Raw genomic sequence first — 19,568 nt, forward strand, 5'->3', positions numbered from 1 at the left:
ACCCGGTCGGGCGGATCAGGTGCCGATGTCCTTCGTCGTGAAGCGAGCCCACGCCGCCGAGCCGAAGAAGGCGGTGTAGAGCGCCTGCAGGCCGAGGTTCTCTCGCAGGTCGGTCCAGTAGACGGGGTCGCGCATCAGGTCGGCGAAGGACAGCCAGTGGTGCGGGAACAGATACGGGTGGACCGCGTGCAGTTGCGGGATCTGGTCGACGATCTGGACGGTGATCAACAGTCCGACGGTGGTCGCCATCGCGGCGATGCCGCTGTTCGTGAGCGTGGAGACGAACAGTCCGAGCGCCGCCACCCCGAGCAGGGACGCGGCCACCACCAGCGCGATCAGCAGCGCTCTGAGCAGTCCCTCGGCGAACGTGATCCGGGTGCCCGAGATGGTGGTGAGATCGCCGAGCGGGAACAGCAGCGCGCCGACGGCGAGCGCCGAGCAGGCGACCACGAGGGTGGCGACCAGGCAGAACGCGGCCGCGGTGGTGAACTTGGCGAGCAGCAGACGGGTCCGGCCGGCCGGGGCGACCAGCAGGTAGCGCAGAGTGCCCGCGTTCGCCTCGCCCGCGATCGCGTCGCCCGCGACCACCCCGACCGCCATCGGCAGGAAGAACGGCAGGGTCGCGGCGAGCGCGGTGAACACCAGGAACAGGCCGTTGTTGGTGACCTGCGCCATGAACGCCGGGCCCTCGCCGCCCCCTCCACCTCCACCGCCACCGCCACCGCCGTCCGACTCGATCCTCACGGCGATCCCCACCAGGACGGGCACGGCGGCCAGCACCCCGAGCAGCGCCACGGTGCGCCAGCGGCGCAGGGTGACGACGAACTCGCTGACGAACAGCCCGAGTGACCAGGTGAGTCGGGGGCGCACGATCACCGCGCCGGTCGGCGACGGACCGGACGGCGATGGACCGGACGATGACGGACCGGACGGCGCCGGACCGGACGATGACGAACCGGACGGCGACGAACCCGACGGCGACGAACCGGACACCCCGGCGCCGGGCACCTCAGCCCGCGACATCGAACCCCTCCCCCGTGAGCGCCACGAACGCGTCCTCCAGCGAGGCGCGTTCCACCCCGAACGCACGCACCCGCACCCCGGCCGCCACCAGAGCGGCGGTCAGCTCGGCGGGATCGCCGTCGGGCGGGTCCCCCGTGACCCGCAGCCCTTCCTGGGCCACGACCACGTCCCCCACCCCCCGCTCCTTGAGGACCCGGGCCGCGTCCGAGGTGTCCGGGGTGGTGACCACGAGCCGCCCGCGCGCCCGGGCCGCGAGGTCGGCCACCGCTCCCTGGACGAGCAGCCGGCCGCGGGCCATCACGGCGGCGTGCGTGCAGACCTGCTCGATCTCGTCGAGGAGGTGGGAGGAGAGGAAGACGGTGCTGCCGTCGGACGCCAGCTCCCGCACCAGGGCCCGGATCTCCCGCATGCCCTGCGGGTCCAGACCGTTGGTCGGCTCGTCGAGCACCAGGAGCCGGCGCGGCTGGAGCAGGGCCGCCGCGAGACCGAGCCGCTGCTTCATGCCCAGCGAGTAGGCCCGGGCCTTCTTCCCGGCGGCGGCCGTGAGGCCGACCCGCTCCAGCGCCGCCCCGGTCCGGGCGCGCCGGGTGCGCGGGTCGGCGGTCGGGTCGGCGGCGTCGTAGCGGTGGAGGTTGTCCCGGCCGGAGAGGTGGCCGTAGAGCGCCGGGCCCTCGATGAGGGCACCGACGTGCGGCAGTACGGTGCGGGCGGCGCGCGGCATGGGCTGTCCGAGGACCCACGCCGAGCCGGACGTCGGCTCGATCAGGCCCATCAGCATGCGGATGGTGGTGGTCTTGCCCGAGCCGTTGGGGCCGAGGAAACCGAAGACGCTGCCGCGCGGGACGGTGAGGTCGAGCGCGTCGACGGCGAGCTGGCCACCGCGGTAGCGCTTGGTCAGCCCGCGGGTGCGGATGACGTCGTCGGGGTGTCCCCCGTCGCCGGGTGACCCCGGGTCACCGTGTCCCGCGCCCATCGGCCCCTCCCGTCCCGTGGCTACTTCTGCCCGTCCGCCGCCTTCACCAGCGCGTCCTTGGTGACGGCACCGACGTAGACCTTGCCGTCGTCGGTGACCAGGGCGTTGACGAGGCGGGTGGAGTAGACCGTACCGGAGCCGAACTTCCCGGTGACCTTGTCGCCGAAGGAGCCGAGGAAGTCGCCGAAGCCGCCCATGTCCCCGCCGCCGGCGGCCGCCCCGGAGGGGAGGCCGGCCAGGCCCTCGGCGCCGGAGTCGAAGGTGGCGATGGCTCCCCAGCCCTCGCCGAGGACCTTCGCGTCGTCGGTCTCGCCGAGCCCGGGGAACTCCTGCCCGAAACCCTCCGGACCCTTCGCCCCGGCCTCGGACTCGGCGTCGTCGGCCTCGGTGACCTTGGCGCCCTTCGGCGGGGTGAAGTCGAACGCGGAGGCGTCCGGCTTGTCGAAGCTCACCTGGGTGAAGCCCGCGTCCACGACGGCCGCGCCGCCGCTCGCCGGGGTCAGGGTGAACTTCAGGGGCGTGCCGGTGCCCGCGTCGACCGCCACGGTGACGGCACCGACCGTGGAGGCGTCGTCCTTGGGCCGGATGACCAGCTTGTAGGCGTCCCGGCCGGCGACGTGCAGGGTGCCGTCGACGGTGACGGAGGTGGTGTCGTCGACCGCCTTCAGGGCCTGGTCGGCGAGTTCCTTCGGCGTGACGGGAGCGGAGTGCTCGCGGTCCCCGCCCGCCGCCCCGGACTCCTCGGCGGTGGAGTGGTGGACCTCGTTGGACGCGCTGTCGTAGCCCCAGACGTCCTTGCCGTTGTGGATCAGGCTGTACTCGGCGCCCTTCTCCAGCAGCGAGAGCCGCTGCCGGTCGGGGCCGTCGGCGGCGACGCGCAGCGTGTGCGTGCCGGTGACCAGCTCGGTGAGGCGGGCCGAGGGGTCGGCCGAGGAGCCGTCGCCCCGTTCTCCGGTCGCCGAGAGGAAGCCGTCCGCAAGGCCGCCGAAGTCGGGCAGCCCCAGGTCGGCGGTGATCTTCACGGTGCCGGAGAACCGTTCGACGTCCGACGCGGCGATCTTCTCGACGAGCTGCTGGGCGGTGATCTCGGGCAGGTCCGGGTCGCCGGAGTCGGCGAGCGCCGGGACGAGCCCGATGGTCGCCGCCGCGACACCCACGACGGTGACCGGGACGACGTACCGGACGGCCTTGCGGCGCGTGCTGGTGGAGTCGTCGGATGCGTACGGTGCCATGAGTGCCTAACCTCCGTAGTCGGCGGCGCCATTCTCACCCGAAACGGTGAGGAGCGGTGGTTTTCCGTACCCACCATCTGACCGCATGCGCCTCCCGCGCACGTCACCCTGCGGAGCCAACTCGGCGTACGACTGCGGTATGACACGGGCGACTTGGCGGCGGACCCGACCCGTAGGGGACGGGGGCGGCGCCGACGTCACCACGGCCGCCGGGAGTCCGCCGTACGACGACTGCCGGGGCGGCGGGTCAGCCCGCTCGGTGGACCACCGCGTCGCACAGCTCCGTCAGGGCCGCCTTGGCGCCGCAGTCGGGGAGCGGGGACAGCGCCGAGCGGGCGTCCTGGGCGTAGCGCACGGTGTCCCGGCGGGCCTGCTCCAGCGCCGGGTGGGCGCGCAGCCCGGCCAGCGCCTCCGCGTGCCGGGCGTCGTCGCTGAGGTCGGAGTCCAGCAGCTCGCAGAGCGCGATGTCCTCGGGCAGCCCCAGCCGTGCCGCCCGTTCCCGCAGCCGCAGCACGGGCAGGGTCGGGATGCCCTCCCGCAGATCGGTGCCCGGGGTCTTCCCGGACTCGTGGGAGTCGCTGGCGATGTCGAGCACGTCGTCTGCGAGCTGGAAGGCGACGCCGAGCCGCTCGCCGTACTGGGTGAGCACGTCGACGACGGTCTCGTCGGCCCCCGACATCATCGCGCCGAACCGGCACGACACCGCGACCAGCGACCCGGTCTTGCCGCCGAGCACGTCGAGGTAGTGCTCCACGGGGTCACGCCCGTCCGTGGGCCCCGCCGTCTCCAGGATCTGCCCGGTGACGAGCCGCTCGAACGCGAGCGCCTGCACGCGCACCGCCTCGGGTCCGAGGTCGGCGAGGATCTGCGAGGCGCGCGCGAAGAGGAAGTCACCGGTGAGGACGGCGACGGAGTTCCCCCAGCGGGTGTTCGCGCTGTCGACGCCGCGCCGCACCTCCGCCTCGTCCATGACGTCGTCGTGGTAAAGGGTGGCCAGGTGGGTGAGCTCCACCACCACGGCCGACGGCACGACACCCGGCGCGTAGGGGTCACCGAACTGCGCCGCGAGCATCACGAGCAGCGGCCGGAACCGCTTGCCGCCGGCCCGCACCAGGTGCTGGGCGGCCTCCGTGATGAAGGGCACCTCACTCTTGGTGGCTTCGAGCAGGCCCTCCTCGACAGCCGCCAATCCAGCCTGGACATCGGCTTCGAGAGCCTGGTCCCGCACGCTCAGCCCGAACGGCCCGACGACGGTCACGAGGGGTCTCCTGTCTGCTGGTGTCTACCGGCGGTTCACGGTTTGTCGATAGGTCGCTGCCATCACTCAAGTCAGCGTATCCGGTCACGTTTCGATCACCATCAGACCCCACCGCCTCACGTGACGGGACATTTATCGACTTACCGGAAAGTATCCACGAGGCGACTAATGAAGAAATAGCCACTATTGCCCGATTTACCATGCATTGTGGATCTCGGTGACATGACTCACTCGCCCTCGCCGACCGGCCACCGCACCTTCACCCTTCTCCCGCTCCCCCCAGGCGAGTTGACCCGTGGCGAACGCAAAGGATCAAGCACCTCATAGGCATCACGCACGGCCAATGGGCGCGTTATGTGAATTCCCCACTTGTTCCCGACATGTGCTCTCGCATACGTTCCCGCCCAGTCGAGCGGACGCCGAATCCTGCCGCCGCCCGGCACCCACCCATCGATCACCACTCGCGTACGGCAGGAGCGGGGGACCCAGGTAGACCGCCGCGCCGGGCAGCGACCCGGCCGGCTCGGGGTGAAGCCGTGCCCGCACCGGGCGCGGCCGGGCACCTCCCCGCCCGAACCCGACAGCTCACCTCGCAGGCGCCGGAGAGGAACATCCCCATGCCCGCACACGGCACCCCCCTGCCCGCTTCCGGCCGCACCACCCGGCCCCGCACCGCCCGCGGCCTGCGTGCCCTCGTCGCCGCCGGCGCCGGCGCGGCCGTCCTCGCCCTCCCCCTGCTCGGGGCGGCCACCGCGAGCGCCGCCACCGCCACGCCCACCTCGACGACCACCATCGCCGGGTACCCCAACAACCTGGACGGCTGGATCCGCGAGTCCCTGGCGATCATGTCCGAGACCGGCATCCCGGGCAGCTACGACGGCATCTACCGCAACATCATCCGCGAGTCGTCCGGCAACCCGAACGCGATCAACCTCTGGGACTCCAACGCCGCCGCGGGCACGCCTTCCAAGGGGCTGCTGCAGGTCATCGACCCGACCTTCCAGGCGTACCACGTGCCCGGCACCGCGTACGACCCGTACGACCCGGTCGCCAACATCACCGCCGCCTGCAACTACGCGGCCGACCGCTACGGCTCGATCGACAACGTCTTCGGCGCGTACTGAGCACCCACCCGAGCAGCCCCCGGATGCCTGGTCCGGCCCGGCCCCGCTCGGCCGGGCCGGACCGGACCCGACCGGGCCTCAGGGAAACAGCCGTTCGAGGACGACGGCCACGCCGTCGTCCTCGTTCGACAGCGTGACCTCGTCGGCCACCGCCTTCAGTTCCGGGTGGGCGTTGGCCATCGCCACCCCGCGCGCCGCCCAGTCGAACATCGGGATGTCGTTGGGCATGTCGCCGAACGCCACCGTCTCGGCCGGGCCGATGCCGAGGTGCTGGGCGGCCAGCGCGAGACCGGTCGCCTTGGTCACCCCGCACGGCTGCAGCTCGACCGTACCCGGCCCCGACATGGTGACCGTGGCCAGCGAGCCCACCGCCGCGCGCGCCGTGGCCGCCAGCTCGTCGTCCGACAGCTCGGGGTGGCGCAGCAGCACCTTGCTGATCGGCTCGCCCCACAGGTCCTCGCGCCGCTCCACCCGCACCGCCGGCAGCGTCGGGTGCGGCATCCGGTAGCCCGGTTCGATCAGCGTCAGCCCGTCGACGCCGTCCTGGTCGACGGCCGCGTACACCGAACCGACCTCGGCCTCGATCTTGCCGAGCGCGGTCTCTGCCAGTTCCCGGTCCAGGGTGACCGACCACACCAGACGGTCCGCGCCGGCGTCGTACAACTGCGCGCCCTGCCCGCACACCGCGAGCCCCCTGCTGCGCAGGTTCTCCAGCAGCGGCCGTACCCGCGGCGCGGGCCGGCCGGTCACCACCAGGTGCCGGGCGCCGGCCCCGGTGACCCGCGCGAGCGCGTTCAGCGACCGGTCGGAGAAGGTGTCGTCGCCGCGCAGCAGCGTTCCGTCCAGGTCCGTGGCGACGAGGGAGTACCCGGGATACGCGGGGTACACAGCGCGGTCGGCATATGCGGTGGGTGCGGGCATGATCAGAGAATACGGACACCGGACCATCGCCCGGCGGCCGTCTCCCGGCATCGCCCGCACACCGCCGCCCGGCGCCGGTGAACGCCACCCCCATCGCCTGCTATTCCGCTCATCGCCGGGTAAAGGACGGTTGACGGGTTCTGCACCGGTTGGCAACAACATGCTCCGCTACCTACCGCACGTACCGACTCGGGCGGTACCGTCCAAGAGTCCAGGGGGGACTTGATCGGGGGGTCAGGTTGAACAGTGGGCGCATTCGTGTGCTGCGGCCGGGCGAACTCGGCACGGGGGAAAAGGAACGGTGGCGCGGGCTGCGAGCCCTCTCGTCGGCGCCGCGCAACCCTTTCATGGAACCGGAGTTCACCGACGCCGTGGGCCGGGTGCGACCGCGGGCCCGGGTGGCGGTGGTCCACGAGGGGCGGGAGCCGGCCGGTTTCCTGCCCCATGAGCGGGGCCCGTTCGGCGTCGGCCGGGCGCTGGCGCACGGAGTGTCCGACGTCCAGGGCGCGGTGCTGGACCCGGGGCTCGTCCTGGACACCGCCGAACTGATGCGGGCCTGCTCGCTGTCCGCGTTCGCCTTCGACAACCTGGAGGCGGGACAACGGCTGTTCGTGCCGCACGCGGCCGCCGAGTACGCCTCGTACGTCATCGACGTGGAGAAGGGCTACGACGCCTACGAGTCCGTGCTGCGCGAGCAGTCGCCGAAGTTCCTGAGGACGACGCTCGCCAAGGAACGCCGGCTCGGCCGCCAGGTCGGCGACCTGCGCTTCGTGTTCGACGAACGCGATCCGGCCGCGCTGCGCGCACTCATGGCGTGGAAGTCCGCCCAGTACCGCCGGACCGGCCGCCGGGACCGGTTCGCCCAGGAGTGGATCACGCGGCTCGTGCACACGCTGGCCGGCACCCGGACCCCGGAGTGCACCGGCACCCTGTCCGTGCTCTACGCCGCCGGCCGGCCGGTCGCCGCCCACTTCGGTCTGCGCTCCTCGACCATGCTGGCCTGCTGGTTCCCCGCGTACGACACGGAGTTCGCCAAGTACTCGCCGGGGCTGGTGCTGCACCTGCGGATGGCCGAGGCCGCCGCCGCCGAGGGCATCGGCGCGCTCGACCTGGGGCGGGGTGCCGCCGAGTACAAGGACGCGCTGAGAACCGGGGAGGTCCCCGTGTACGAGGGGGCGTGGACGCGTCCGGGGGTGGGCGCCGCGCTCCACTGGCTCAGCCGCGAACCCGCGCGCCGGGCGCACCACTTCGTGCGCGGCCGGCCGAGGCTGGCGGCGGCGGCCGCGCGGGTGCTGAAGGGCACGGGGCGACTGCGCCGCCCGTGACACACCGTAACTCTGGGGGGGAGGGCGCATGTCCCGTACCGCGCGCACACGGCAGGAGATCCGGCGGTTCCTCGACATCGACCCGGTCCAGGTCGCCGAGTTCGACCTCGACGACGGGGTGCTCAGACCGGGTCCGGGCAGCGCGCCGGTCACCCATGGCGAGGTGTTCGTCCTGGTCAGGCGCGGTGGCCGGCCGGTCGGCAGCTTCCTGGGCCGGGTGCCGCAGGGTAGTGATCCCACAGCGGTGCTCGGGGCGGCGGCCCGGCGGTCGGGCGCGCCCGCCGTCGCACCGCGGCCCGGGCCGCCGCCGTACACCACCGTCGTCATCGCCACCCGCGAGCGCGCCGGGCGGCTCGCGCACGCGCTGGACTCGATGCTCGCCCAGGACCATCCGGACTTCGAGATCGTCGTCGTCGACAACGCGCCCGTCACGGACGCCACCCGGGACGTCGTCGAGCGCAAGTACGCCGAGCGGGTGCGGTACGTGCGTGAGCCGGTGCCGGGGCTGGCGGTCGCCCACAACACGGGTGTCGCGGCCGCCCGCGGCAAGGTGATCGCCTTCACCGACGACGACGTGGTCGCCGACCCGCGCTGGCTCACCGAACTGACCGTGCCCTTCGCGGCCGATCCGCGGCTGGGGTGCGCGACCGGCCTGATCCTGCCGGCCCGGCTGCGCACCCCCGCCCAGGTGCTGCTGGAGAGCCACGGCGGCTTCGCGAAGGGCTTCACGCCCCGGACGTACGACCCGGCGCGGCCGCCCGCCGACGAGCCGCTGTTCCCGTTCACGGCGGGCCGGTTCGGCTCCGGCGCCAACATGGCCTTCCGCACCGGAGCGCTCCGCGCGGTGGGCGGATTCGACCCGGCGACCGGCGCGGGCACGGCGGCGCGCGGCGGCGACGACCTCTACGGTTTCGTCCGCGTCCTCGCCCAGGGGCACCGGCTGCACTACACGCCGTACGCCCTGGTCTGGCACCACCACCGGGAGACCTGGCGGGACCTGGAGACCCAGGCGTACGGCTACGGCGCCGGGCTGACCGCCTACCTCACCGCGATCCTCGTCAACCGGCCCGCGCTGCTGCCCGCGTTCGTCGCACGGCTGCCCCGCGGGCTGTCCCACGCCCGGTCGCTGACGGCCGCGCGGGACGCGGGGCGGGGCGGGGCGCCCGGCGGCCACGACGACCGCGGCCATCCCTGGCCGCGCCGGCTGTCGCGCCTCCAGCGGCGCGGGATGCTCCACGGCCCGGTGGGCTACCTGCGCGCACGACGGGCACTGCGGGCCTTCGCGACCACGGGACAGGACGGCGATGAACGGCTCTGACGGCAGAACGGCGCGGCTCGGCGGCAGCACGGCCCGGGCCGGTGGCGCAACGGCCCGGCTCGGGGCCGTGCCGGGGAACCGCCCGACGGAGCCGGGGTCCGTGGGCTCCGGCGCCCCGGACGGGCGGGCCTGTGTCCCGGTGCTCCTCTACCACGCCGTGATGGAGGAACCCCCGGGCTGGATCGCCGAGTTCACGGTCACGCCACGGCAGTTCGCGGCGCATCTGGACGCCGTGGTGGCCGGCGGCCGTACGCCCGTCACCGTGGGGGCGCTCGCCGACCACCTGGCCGGACGGGCGCCGCTGCCGCCCCGGCCGGTGCTGCTCACCTTCGACGACGGCTTCGCCGACCTGCCCGGGCCGACCGCCCAGGCCCTGGCCGACCGCTCGCTCACCGCGACGGCGTACCTCACCACGGGCGCGGTCACCCCGGGCGGGCACAGCCTGCTACCGCCCGCGCCGATGATGACGCTGGACCGGGCCGCGCTGCTGGAGCAGAGCGGCATGGAGGTCGGCAGCCACACCGTGACCCACGCCCAGCTCGACACCCTGGCCCCGAAGGCCCTCGCCCGCGAACTGCTCGACTCCCGGGCCGCCTTGGAGGACGCGCTGGGCCATGCCGTACGCCACCTCGCCTACCCGCACGGCTACAACGACGGCCGGGTCCGGCGGATGGCGGCGGCGGCCGGGTACGAGACGGCGACGGCCGTGCGGCACGCGCTCAGCTCGGACCGCGACGACGCGTACCGCATCGCACGGCTCATCGTGCGCCGCAGCCACACCGTCGCCGACGTCGAGGGCTGGCTGGCCGGCCGGGGGGCGCGGACCGCACCGTACCGGGACGGCTGGCGGACGGTCGGCTGGCGGTGGTACCGCCGGGCGCGCGCGGCCGTCCGCGGCCCCGTCTTCGCGGGGTAGTCCGATGGGTTCTCGGACGAGCGGCGACGGCAATTCCGGTACTCGGTCCCGGGGAGGGAGTTCCAGCGTGCAGCCACAGGTGCCCGCAGCGACCACGGAGAGCGGCGTGCCGCCGGTCCCCGGCCCGGCGGCCGGACCGGGGCCGCGGGAACCGGCCGCCGGCGGCGGCCGCGCGCCCCGGCGCATCCCGCTCCGTGCCCCCGGCCCGAGCCTGTACGCCCTGCTCCTGGCCGCGGCGCTGTGGCTGTACGCGCTGCCCCGCATCGGCTTCCGCGACATGGGCGACTACGGCCTGCTGGACCGCCTGCCGGCCGCCTACTACCTTTCCCTGCTAATCCTCACCGCGGGATTCGTGGTCGCTCTGCGGCGGGCGGGGACAGCGCCCTGGTGGCCGGCCGCGCACTGCGCAGCGCTGCTGTGCGCGCTGAAGGCGCCCCCGGCGGTGCTGTACGACGCGGTGCGCTACCCGTGGGCCTCCAAGCACGACGCCGTCGTCGCCACCCTGCTGCGCAACGGCGAACTCCGCCCGGGCGCCGCCCTGTCGGGCAACATGTCGGCGTACGACCAGTGGCCCGGCTTCTTCACCCTCAACGCCGGCCTGGTGCGCGCCTTCGGCGTGACCGGTGCCGCCGCCTACGCCAACTGGGCGCCCATCGTCCTCGGCCTGCTGATGATCCCGGTGCTGGTGCTGATCTACCGCACCTTCTGCGAGGACTGGCGGCTGGTGTGGACGGCCGTGTGGATCTTCCAGCTCGCCAACTGGGTCGGCCAGGACTACTTCGCGCCGCAGGGACTCGCCTACCTGCTGCACCTGACGGTGCTCGCCGTGGTGCTACGGCACTTCGTGCGCCCCGGCTCCGCCGGGCGGCTGCGCGACCGCGGGTACCTCGATCCGGCGGCCGCGCCCGTGCCACCCGCCACGGACACCCGGCAGCGCGCGGTGCTGGTGCTGGTCCTCGCGCCGCTGATCGTCGCCGTCAACGCCACCCACCAGCTCACCCCGGTGATGCTGACGGTCTGTCTGCTGGCACTGAGCTGCACCCGCCGCTACCGCAACTACGGGCTGCTGGCCGTCACCGGGCTGCTCATGCTGACCTGGGACCTGACCATGGGGCGGCCCCTGTTCGTCGAGACGCTCTCCACGGTCCGCAGAAGCGTCGGCGAACTCACCCAGAACTCCCGCGCCGGATACGCGGGAGAGCTCACCGGGCCCGGGCCGGAACTCGCGGGCGCCGCCAATGTGTCGATGGTTCTCGCGGTCGCCGCTCTCGCCGGGGCCGCGGTCGTCCTGCGCCGTCGGCTGACCCGCGGCGCGCTGCCGCTGCTGCTGGTCTCCGCCGCCCCGGTCCCGCTGTTCGCCGTCAACGACTACGGCGGTGAGATGCTCTTCCGCGTCTACCTGTTCGGCCTGCCCGGCGCCGCCTTCTTCGCCGCGGCCGCGCTGGTCCCCGCCGCCGGAGGCAGCCACGGCAGCCGCCCGAAGATCCTGCGGCGCAGGGCGGCGGCGGTCGCGCTGCCCGCCGTCCTGCTGGTGCTGACGGCCGGCTTCCTGCCGTCGTACTACGGCAAGGAGAAGATGTACTACACCCCGTCCGCCGAGACCGCGATGGTCACCCGGGCCCTCGACAACGCCCCCGACGGCTCGCTGCTCCTGGCCGCCAGCGGCTCCTTCCCGCAGGCACTGCACCGCTACGACCGGGTCGAGCACTGGTTCTTCGCCGAACAGGAACGGCCGGAGAACGAGCGGATGCTGCGGGACCCGGCCCGCTACCTCGCCGCCGGCATCCCGCCGGGCACCAGGGCCTACGTCGTCCTCACCCGTACCCAGGACGTCTACACCGCCGGCGAGGGCCTGCTGCCGCCGGGCGGGTTCGCGACCCTGCGCGCGAAGCTGACCGCCTCACCGCTCTTCCGGACCGTCGAGAGCCATCCGTACGGGATCGTCCTCGCTTACCGACCGGGCACCGGGTGAACGCCCCGGCCGGCGGGGTGCGACGCGTCCTTCGTGACCGCTCCGGGTCCCGGCTCCACCCGTCACGTCTGCCCGCGGTTCATGTCTCAAGCCCACGCCTCAAGTCCACGCCTCAAGTCCACGCCTCAAGCCCATGCCTCAAGTCCACGCCTCAAGTCCACGCCTCATGTCCACGCCTCAAGTCCAGGCCTCGACTCCGTGCCTCGTAAGGTGTGATCGAAGTGACCGATGAAGGCCGGCCCACTCCGCCCGCGAACCTCACGGAGTTCCCCGGGAAGACCGCCACGGCCTACCTCAGAGTCCTCGTCGCCGCCTCCGGCTGGCTGGCGCTGACCGCCACCACCGTGTCCGGACCCGCGCCGCTGCGCTGGATACCCGTCCTGCTCTTCGTGCTGTGCGGCCCGGGCTGCGCGGTGCTGTACCCGCAGCCGAACGAGCGGGCCTTCGGCGCCCGTCTGGAGGCGGTCGCGCTCGTGGCGCCCGTCAGCCTCTCCCTGGGCGTCCTCACCGCGACCTCGCTGTTCCTGGTGGAGCGCTTCTCGGCGACCGCCTTCCTGGTCACGCTCGCCGTCCTGACCAGTGTCGTCGCGGCCCTGCCCGGTCTGCCGCTGTCCACCGCACCGCGCGGAGCGGCCGAACGCGCCCGGCCCAGGCCCGCCGACGGCGGTGACACATGAAGGGGCACCGTCGGAGTGTGGGCGGCACAGCCCGCCGTACCTTTCTGGCGGTCGCCCTGGTCGCGGTGGCCGCGCTGCTCGCCTGGCTGGGCGTGTGGGCCGACCGCGGCGATCGCGACGGCGCGGACGCGCTGCCGGACAACGCCGCCTCCGGCGACCTGCCCACCGGCGTCTGCGCCCCCACCGGCATTCTGGTGCCGCCCTGCGGGGCCTGGTGGGGCGCCGCCGTACCGTACGGCGAGAACGGCTCCCTCAAGGACGCCGTCCTGGCCTTCGAGAAGAGGATCGGCCGCCGCCTCGACCTCGTCTACAACTACCACGACATGTCGGGCACCCGGCGGGACGGACAGCTCCTCACCCCGGACGAGCAGGAACTCGGCAGGGACCGGCTGCTGATGCTCGCCTGGGAGTCCACCGTGTGGACCGAGCCGCACCACGAGAACTGGACCGAGACCCAGCTCGGCTGGAGGAACATCGCCTCCGGCGCGCTCGACGAGGAGATCGTCGATCCGCAGATCCGGCGCATCAAGGCCTACGGCAAGCGGATCTTCTTCTCCTTCGACCAGGAGACCGACGCCCGCATCAAGGAGGGCGCCGGCACCCCGGAGGAGTTCGTCGCCGCCTACCGGCACCTGCACGACCGCTTCCGCGAGCTGGGGGCCGACAACGTCGTCTGGGTGTGGACCGTCTCCGGCTACCTCGGCAGCGCCGCCGACATGAAGGCGCTCTACCCCGGCGACGCGTACGTCGACTGGATCGCCATGGACCAGTACAACTACTACGCGTGCCACGGCACCACCGACTGGAAGGACTTCCTGCGCAGCCAGCGGCCCAGCTACGACTGGCTGCGCGCGAACATCAGCGACGACAAGCCGGTGATGCTCGCCGAGTACGCCACCGCGCCCGACTCCGACAACCCGGTGCGCCAGCGCGACTGGTACACCCGGATTCCCGCCGCCGTGAAGCGACTCCCCGGGGTGAAGGCGCTGGTGCACTGGAACCGCGCCACCTCCGACCGGCCCGCCTGCGACCTGACGGTCAACGAGGGTCCCGGACTGGAGGGTTACCGGGAGGCGGGCCGCAACAGCTACTTCCACCAGCCGGTGCCGTCCCGCTGAACCCGGGGCCGGCACCGGCCCGCCGTCTCACGTGCCGACACCGGCCCGTCGTCTCAGCGGGCCCGGCCGCCGACCAGGCGTCGGCGGGCCGGCCGAGCCGCAGCAGTACGGCGGCGAGGACCAGGACGGCGAACATCGGCACCGCCAGCGGCGCCAGCTCCTGCCGCCACACCCAGCCGCCCACCGCGACCAGGTACAGCACCGCCCAGCGCCCGGGCCACGTCAGCCGGCCGCCCACACGAGCGAGGACCAGCCACAGCGGTACGAGACACAGCAGCTGCACCACCGGTGGCGCCCACCGCAGCAGCGGCTCGGGACCGGCGAGGTCCACTGCGTCCGCGAGCCGGCCGGCCGTCCGCTCGTACCCGTGTCCGTCGACCGGCCGGGGCTCCCGGCCGAAGGCCACCGGCACGGCGTACAGGGCGAGCAGGGCCGAGCCCAGCGCCGTCGCCGGCAGCCACACGTCCGACGCGGGGCGCAGGGTGACCGCGCCCGCGAACACCACCAGCAGCAGGCCTCCCGCGACCAGTGCCGCGGGCGGCAGGTCCGCCAGCATCCGGCGCCCGGCCAGGTAGTCCCCCGCCGTACCACCACGCCACGGCAGTCCGCGCACCGCCGCCCAGTATCCGGCGGTGGCCACGCCGAGCAGACCCCACAGGGTCCGGGTGAGCCATCGCTCGCGGAGGGTGGGGCCGGCGGCCCCCGGAGGGCGCCGGCTGGGAGGGAGGGCTGCGGCGCTGGGCGGGGCTGGGAGTTCGGGGGGTGCGGGGGCATGGGGTGCGGCGGCACGGAGTGCGGTGGCACGGGGTGCGGGGGCACGGGGTGCGGGGGCATGGAGTGCGGTGGCACGGGGTGCGGGGGCACGGGGTGCGGGGGCATGGGGTGCGGGGGCATGGGACGCGGCGGTACTCGGTGCTCTTGAGGACACGATGTGGTCGGGGCGCTCGGGGGGCTGCTGTGGGTACTCCGGGTACTCCAGGTACTCCGGGACCTCTAGGTGCTCAGGCGGCTCGGGCACCGCTGGGTGGTCGGGGACCTCGGGGTGGCCGGGGGCGTCTCGGTGCTCTGGGTGCTCGAAGGTCTCCAGGTGCTCCGGGTGCGCGGGAGGCCCTGGGTGCGCGGTCGGTCCGGCGGAGGCCGAGGCGGACTCGGACCGGCCGTCCTCGTGCGCGCCGTCCCGCCGTCGGCCGACCTCGCGGGCGGTCGTGTCGCCCGGAGCCCGGTCCGCGGTCTCCCCGGGCAGCAGCTTCGCGCGGAACTGCGCGGTCGGCAGGTCCCCTGCCGAGCCGTCGGCACCCGCCCCGCTCCCCTGCCGCCGCCTGATCAGCGCGAGCGTGTCCGCTTGGAGCGCCTCACGTTCGTACCCCGGGCGCCCGATGAACAGCGTGACCGTGTCCGCGTCCCCGCCCGCGCGAGCGCGGGGGGAGCCGGACACCGGATCGGTGACGTACCCGGCGGCGGCGTTCATCCGGGCCCAGCGGGTGCCGTAGGCCGGTTCGGCGGCGGGTGGGCCGGCCGGCCCCGGGGCCCCGCGGCGCAGCGCGGAGCGCAGACCGGCGACGCAGAAGCCGGCGATCAGAGTCATGCTGAGCAGCACCGCCCAGCCCGCGCCCGCGATGCCCGCCGGAGCGAACAGCAGGGCCGCACTGCCCAGCACCAGCGTGCACATCGCGCCCTGCAGCGCGGCGAGCATCCCGGTGCGGCCCTGGACGCGCAGCACCCCGATGTACAGCTCCACGACCACCCTGGGCAGCGCCCCTGCGGCCAGCAGACGCAGCACGGTGGTGCCGTGCTCCGCGTAGTCGGGGCTGAACGGCGCCAGGACCTGCGGCGCGAACAGCACCAGCACCGCGACCACCGGCACCAGCAGCAGCGTCATCCGGCGCAGCGCGCCGCGCACCCCGTCGGCGAGATGGCGAGGGTCGTGCGAGGCGTGCGCGGTGAGGGAGGAGGCCATGTTGATGGCCAGGAACTCCATGGTCCCGCCGACGGTGTAGGCCACGTAGAAGTAGCCGTTCTGCGCCGCGCTGAAGCGGACCGCGACCATCACCGGCAACAGGTTGATCATCGCCAGGCTGAACAACGCGCCCAGCGAGTCCCCGGCCAGGAAGCGGCCCATCGTGCGCAGCCCGGGCGGGTCGACGTGCCGGTCGGCGGCCTCCTGGCGCGGTATCAGCCGACGGAAGATCAGCCAGCCGAGCGGCAGGGTCGAGAAGGCGATGGCGACCGCCCAGGACACGAAGATGCCGAGGACCGGCAGCGCGCCGGCGAGGACGACCAGCAGGACCAGCTTGCCGATCGAGAACACCGCGTTGCCGATCGGCACCCAGCCGGATCGGCGCAGCCCGGTCAGCACCCCGTCCTGCAGGGTGAGCAGCGCCCACGCCACACAGGCCACCACGAACGCCGCACCGGCCGCCCGGCCGCCGAGCGGCGCGTAGGAGTCGCCCCACAGGTCGAGGGTGAGCAGGAAGAGGACGGCGGCGACCGTCACCACCACCGAACTCGCCGCGTACGCCCGCCACACCAGCGCCCCCGTCCGGCGCCCCGCGCGCGGCACGAACCGTACGACGGCACCGATCATCGTGGTCGCCGTGATGCTGGCCAGCAGGCGCATCGCGGCGATGGCGGCGGACCCCTCGCCGACCGCCTCCTCGGAGTAGTAGCGGGCCGCCACCAGCCAGAAGCCCAGGCCGAGCACGGCCGAGACCCCGGTGCTGAGCATCAGGAAGTAGGCGTTCCGGAACAGCGAGTCCGCGGGCGGCGCAACGGCCGGCGCGAGGCCCTTGCGCTCCGGGGCCGCGTCCGAGGTGGCGGGCACGGCGGCCCGGACTCCGGCCGGTGTCCCGGCTCTGGTCTCAGCCACGTGTCGGCCCCGGCCCTCCCGGCGGACCGGCCGGGCGCACCCCGGACTCCTCCAGTGCCCGCGCCACCTCGCGGGCGCGCCGCGGGTCCACGGGCAGCGCGTGCCGCGCGAACCAGCGCGCGCCGCGCGGGTCGGGCGACGGGTCGGTGAACCGGGCGCCCGCGTAGTCGTCCAGCGGCGGGTCGTACAGATAACCGACGGGCATGCCCCGCCGGGCCAGTGCCGCGCTCGCCGCGTCCCGGTCGGCGACGAACAGCGGTACCCGGAACAGCGGCTGTGCCGGGCCCGGCGCCGGCCGCTCGGCGGGCCGCGCCCATCTGGTCTCCCGCAGCAGGTCGGTGCCCGCCCGGCAGTCGGCCAGCACCCGGTCGAGCCGGTCGAGCCGGCGGGCGATGCGGCCGAGCCGCAGCCGTCCGGACCGCAGCCGGTAGTCGTGCATGTCGACACGGACCCAGGAGTCGGACGCCGTCAGGTCCGGCGCCGCGTGGACCGCGCGGGCCAGCTCGGCGGGCCGCAGCGGCATCCGGATCTCCTCGCGCTCGGTCAGCCGCAGCGCCCTGAGCGTCGCCCACGCCGCCCGCCGCAGCCCGAGCCGGCGGACCGCCGCCTCCGCGTACGGCCTCACCGCGTAGGCGAGTTCGGCGGTGGGGCGGGTCGGCAGCAGCAGGCCCTCGCAGGTCTTCGCCAGGGCCTCGCGCAGCCCCGGGTCGGCGCACGACAGGAACCCGCCGGCCTTCGCGCCGACGTGCTTGGACAGGCTGAAGACCGACGCGTCGCCCCACGCCCCGACCGGCCGGCCGCCGGTATCGCTGCCGATGGCGTGCGCCGCGTCCTCCAGCAGCGGGATCCCGAGCGCGTCGCACCGCCGCCGCAGCCGGGCGGCGTCGTCCGGGTTCCCGTACAGGTTGGTGGTCAGCACCCCCGACAGGGAGCCCCACACCTCGTCGGGAACGGCGTCGACGTCGATGGACGCGTCCAGCGGGTTCAGCGGTGCCTGCACGGGTCTGAGACCCGCCGCCAGGACGACGAAGAAGATGACGTCGTCGTTGACCGGCGACATCAGGACCCGTCCGCCGGGCGGGCACCAGTGGCGCAGCGCCACGAACAGCCCGAACCGGCACGACGGCACGTACACGCATTCCCGGCCGAGTCTGCCGCGCATGGTGGCTTCCAGCCGCCTCGGCTGTGCACCACGACGCGCTGACCCGAGGCCGGCCTCCCCAATGGCCATCAGCCCCCCAAGGCGTGCCGTGCGAAGGCCCCTCCCCCGAGGCCTTGCGGCACATGCCCAGAGTCGCCCTGTTCGCACCGCTCCGTCAAGATTGCGGGCCGCCCCGTGGACGACGTGCCGTGCCCGCGCGACGACGGTGCGCTGTCGAAGCGGCCCGGCGCGAGGCGCCCCGTACGGGGTGTCGGACGCCTCACCCCTCTCACCTGGTGCCTCCCGCCCGAGGTCGGCCGTAACGTGTGGCCCGGCTCCCGGCACCCGCGGAGCACCCGCGAGCACGACATGGCGCACACGAAAGCGAGGCAGCACCCGATGCCCCCGTTCGACCTCCCCGAGGGCGACCCCTTCGGCCCGCACAACCTTCCGTACGGTGTCTTCTCCCGCCCGAACGCACCCGAGGAGCGCACCGTCGGTGTGCGGCTCGGTGACCACGTCCTCGACGCCGGCGCGGCGGCGCGTGCCCTCGGCTCGCCGCACGCGTCGCTGCTCGGACAGCCGACGCTCGGCCCGCTGCTCGCGGCGGGACGCACCACCTGGTCGCAGGTGCGCGCCGCGCTGCGGCAGTGGGTGACCGACCCCGCCCGGCGGGCCGTTCTGGAACCGCTGTTCCACCCCCTGTCGTCGGTGACCCTGCGTCTGCCGTTCGAGGTCGCGGACTACGTCGACTTCTACGCGTCCGAGAACCACGCCCGCAACGTCGGCCAGATGTTCCGCCCCGATGCCGCCGACTCGCTCACCCCCAACTGGAAGCACCTGCCGATCGGTTACCACGGCCGCTCGGGAACGGTCGTGGTGTCCGGCACGGACGTCGTGCGCCCTTCGGGCCAGCGCAAGGCGCCGTCCGACGCCGAACCGGTGTTCGGCCCGTCGGTCCGGCTCGACATCGAGGCGGAGGTGGGCTTCGTCGTCGGCGTCCCGTCGCGGATGGGCGAACCGGTGGGCCTCGGCGCCTACCGCGACCACGTGTTCGGCCTCTGCCTGCTCAACGACTGGTCCGCCCGCGACATCCAGGCGTGGGAGTACGTGCCCCTCGGCCCCTTCCTCGGCAAGTCCTTCGCCACCTCCGTGTCCGCCTGGATCACCCCGCTGGAGGCGCTGGAGGAGGCACGCGTGGACCCGCCGCGGCGCACCCACCCCCTGCTGCCCTACCTCGACGACTCGGGCGAGGAGCCCGCGGGCTACGACCTGCGCATGTCCGTCGCGATCAATGGCCATGTGGTGTCCGAACCCCCCTTCTCCACGATGTACTGGACGGCCGCCCAGCAGCTCGCCCACATGACGGTCAACGGCGCCTCCCTGCGCACCGGCGACCTCTACGGCTCCGGCACGGTGAGCGGCTCCGCGGAGCGTGAGCGCGGCTCCCTGCTGGAGCTCACCTGGAACGGCCGCGACCCGCTCGAACTCCCCGACGGCAAGCGGACGTTCCTGGAGGACGGCGACGTGGTCACGCTGTCCGCCTGGGCTCCCGGACCCGGTGGCCTGCGCGTGGGCCTCGGCGAGGTGACCGGTCGGGTCACGGCGGGCTGACGCCCGCGGCCGAGAGCGTCATACTGGCGGCGGGTGCGGTCCCGCAGTGCCCGCCGCCCAGCACCACTCTCCGCTCCGCCCTCTTCGCAC

Annotated in this window: 15 protein-coding genes and 1 riboswitch; of the genes, 8 read left to right on the forward strand and 7 right to left on the reverse strand. The window is 73.8% G+C overall.

The window, feature by feature from the left end:
• Positions 1 to 15: 15 nt before the first annotated feature.
• From AC3ET3_RS03530 to AC3ET3_RS03545, 4 genes are all read right to left on the reverse strand, one after another.
• The gene (locus AC3ET3_RS03530; protein ID WP_435611599.1) at positions 16 to 1,023 is read right to left on the reverse strand and encodes an ABC transporter permease; all 1,008 of its coding nucleotides are present in this window, start codon (positions 1,021 to 1,023) and stop codon (positions 16 to 18) included.
• Positions 1,010 to 1,996 carry an ABC transporter ATP-binding protein gene (locus AC3ET3_RS03535; RefSeq protein ID WP_432134291.1) on the reverse strand — a complete coding sequence of 329 codons (987 nt, stop codon included), beginning with the start codon at positions 1,994 to 1,996 and terminating at the stop codon, positions 1,010 to 1,012. The genes AC3ET3_RS03530 and AC3ET3_RS03535 overlap by 14 nt, the downstream gene beginning before the upstream one ends.
• Before the next feature lie 20 nt (positions 1,997 to 2,016).
• Positions 2,017 to 3,228 (reverse strand): LolA family protein, encoded by a 1,212-nt coding sequence (locus AC3ET3_RS03540; RefSeq protein ID WP_435611600.1) that lies wholly within the window; start codon positions 3,226 to 3,228, stop codon positions 2,017 to 2,019.
• A gap of 247 nt (positions 3,229 to 3,475) precedes the next feature.
• Positions 3,476 to 4,486, reverse strand: a complete 1,011-nt coding sequence (locus tag AC3ET3_RS03545; protein WP_432134293.1) for a polyprenyl synthetase family protein — start codon at positions 4,484 to 4,486, stop codon at positions 3,476 to 3,478.
• Between the two features lie 445 nt (positions 4,487 to 4,931).
• A riboswitch (cyclic di-AMP (ydaO/yuaA leader) is annotated at positions 4,932 to 5,100 on the forward strand.
• Between the two features lie 3 nt (positions 5,101 to 5,103).
• Here AC3ET3_RS03545 and AC3ET3_RS03550 point away from each other — a divergent pair.
• Positions 5,104 to 5,610, forward strand: coding sequence for a transglycosylase SLT domain-containing protein (locus AC3ET3_RS03550; protein WP_432134294.1), 507 nt, complete (start codon positions 5,104 to 5,106; stop codon positions 5,608 to 5,610).
• 78 nt (positions 5,611 to 5,688) lie between these two features.
• On the opposite strand, the gene AC3ET3_RS03555 is transcribed toward AC3ET3_RS03550, so the two are convergent.
• A complete protein-coding gene (locus tag AC3ET3_RS03555) occupies positions 5,689 to 6,531 on the reverse strand; it encodes an HAD family hydrolase (protein WP_432134295.1) in 843 nt (280 codons plus the stop codon).
• A 260-nt stretch (positions 6,532 to 6,791) separates the two neighbouring features.
• Between AC3ET3_RS03555 and AC3ET3_RS03560 the strand changes: the two genes are divergently transcribed.
• The 6 genes from AC3ET3_RS03560 to AC3ET3_RS03585 all read left to right on the forward strand — a co-directional run bounded on the left by AC3ET3_RS03560 (position 6,792) and on the right by AC3ET3_RS03585 (position 13,857).
• Complete coding sequence (locus tag AC3ET3_RS03560) at positions 6,792 to 7,856, forward strand: GNAT family N-acetyltransferase (protein WP_432155502.1); 1,065 nt, start codon at positions 6,792 to 6,794, stop codon at positions 7,854 to 7,856.
• Positions 7,857 to 7,884: 28 nt separating this feature from the next.
• Positions 7,885 to 9,174 carry a glycosyltransferase family 2 protein gene (locus tag AC3ET3_RS03565; protein ID WP_435611601.1) on the forward strand — a complete coding sequence of 430 codons (1,290 nt, stop codon included), beginning with the start codon at positions 7,885 to 7,887 and terminating at the stop codon, positions 9,172 to 9,174.
• Between the two features lie 160 nt (positions 9,175 to 9,334).
• On the forward strand, positions 9,335 to 10,090 hold the full coding sequence (locus tag AC3ET3_RS03570; protein WP_432134410.1) for a polysaccharide deacetylase family protein: 756 nt from the start codon (positions 9,335 to 9,337) through the stop codon (positions 10,088 to 10,090).
• Positions 10,091 to 10,094: 4 nt separating this feature from the next.
• Positions 10,095 to 12,062: a hypothetical protein gene (locus tag AC3ET3_RS03575; RefSeq protein WP_432155484.1), complete on the forward strand. Its 1,968-nt coding sequence runs from the start codon at positions 10,095 to 10,097 to the stop codon at positions 12,060 to 12,062.
• Between the two features lie 221 nt (positions 12,063 to 12,283).
• Positions 12,284 to 12,739 carry a hypothetical protein gene (locus AC3ET3_RS03580; RefSeq protein ID WP_432155485.1) on the forward strand — a complete coding sequence of 152 codons (456 nt, stop codon included), beginning with the start codon at positions 12,284 to 12,286 and terminating at the stop codon, positions 12,737 to 12,739.
• A complete protein-coding gene (locus AC3ET3_RS03585) occupies positions 12,736 to 13,857 on the forward strand; it encodes a glycoside hydrolase family 26 protein (RefSeq protein ID WP_432155486.1) in 1,122 nt (373 codons plus the stop codon). Before AC3ET3_RS03580 ends, AC3ET3_RS03585 begins: the two co-directional genes overlap by 4 nt.
• On the opposite strand, the gene AC3ET3_RS03590 is transcribed toward AC3ET3_RS03585, so the two are convergent.
• Positions 13,778 to 16,582, reverse strand: coding sequence for a lipopolysaccharide biosynthesis protein (locus tag AC3ET3_RS03590; protein ID WP_435611629.1), 2,805 nt, complete (start codon positions 16,580 to 16,582; stop codon positions 13,778 to 13,780). The two genes, AC3ET3_RS03585 and AC3ET3_RS03590, sit on opposite strands and share 80 nt — an antisense overlap.
• A gap of 133 nt (positions 16,583 to 16,715) precedes the next feature.
• Positions 16,716 to 17,954, reverse strand: coding sequence for a DegT/DnrJ/EryC1/StrS family aminotransferase (locus AC3ET3_RS03595; RefSeq protein WP_432134301.1), 1,239 nt, complete (start codon positions 17,952 to 17,954; stop codon positions 16,716 to 16,718).
• A gap of 309 nt (positions 17,955 to 18,263) precedes the next feature.
• Between AC3ET3_RS03595 and fahA the strand changes: the two genes are divergently transcribed.
• The gene (gene fahA, locus AC3ET3_RS03600) at positions 18,264 to 19,478 is read left to right on the forward strand and encodes a fumarylacetoacetase (protein ID WP_432134302.1); all 1,215 of its coding nucleotides are present in this window, start codon (positions 18,264 to 18,266) and stop codon (positions 19,476 to 19,478) included.
• Positions 19,479 to 19,568 lie beyond the last annotated feature (90 nt).

This window comes from Streptomyces sp. bgisy159 (genome assembly GCF_057707805.1).

Coding starts and splice junctions, on each gene's coding strand:
- AC3ET3_RS03530 (WP_435611599.1), bottom strand. CDS start 1,023: ATGTCGCGGGCTGAGGTGCCCGGCGCCGGGGTGTCCGGTTCGTCGCCG.
- AC3ET3_RS03535 (WP_432134291.1), bottom strand. CDS start 1,996: ATGGGCGCGGGACACGGTGACCCGGGGTCACCCGGCGACGGGGGACAC.
- AC3ET3_RS03540 (WP_435611600.1), bottom strand. CDS start 3,228: ATGGCACCGTACGCATCCGACGACTCCACCAGCACGCGCCGCAAGGCC.
- AC3ET3_RS03550 (WP_432134294.1), top strand. CDS start 5,104: ATGCCCGCACACGGCACCCCCCTGCCCGCTTCCGGCCGCACCACCCGG.
- AC3ET3_RS03555 (WP_432134295.1), bottom strand. CDS start 6,531: ATGCCCGCACCCACCGCATATGCCGACCGCGCTGTGTACCCCGCGTAT.
- AC3ET3_RS03565 (WP_435611601.1), top strand. CDS start 7,885: ATGTCCCGTACCGCGCGCACACGGCAGGAGATCCGGCGGTTCCTCGAC.
- AC3ET3_RS03570 (WP_432134410.1), top strand. CDS start 9,335: ATGGAGGAACCCCCGGGCTGGATCGCCGAGTTCACGGTCACGCCACGG.
- AC3ET3_RS03575 (WP_432155484.1), top strand. CDS start 10,095: ATGGGTTCTCGGACGAGCGGCGACGGCAATTCCGGTACTCGGTCCCGG.
- AC3ET3_RS03585 (WP_432155486.1), top strand. CDS start 12,736: ATGAAGGGGCACCGTCGGAGTGTGGGCGGCACAGCCCGCCGTACCTTT.
- AC3ET3_RS03590 (WP_435611629.1), bottom strand. CDS start 16,582: ATGCTCAGCACCGGGGTCTCGGCCGTGCTCGGCCTGGGCTTCTGGCTG.
- AC3ET3_RS03595 (WP_432134301.1), bottom strand. CDS start 17,954: ATGGCCATTGGGGAGGCCGGCCTCGGGTCAGCGCGTCGTGGTGCACAG.
- fahA (WP_432134302.1), top strand. CDS start 18,264: ATGCCCCCGTTCGACCTCCCCGAGGGCGACCCCTTCGGCCCGCACAAC.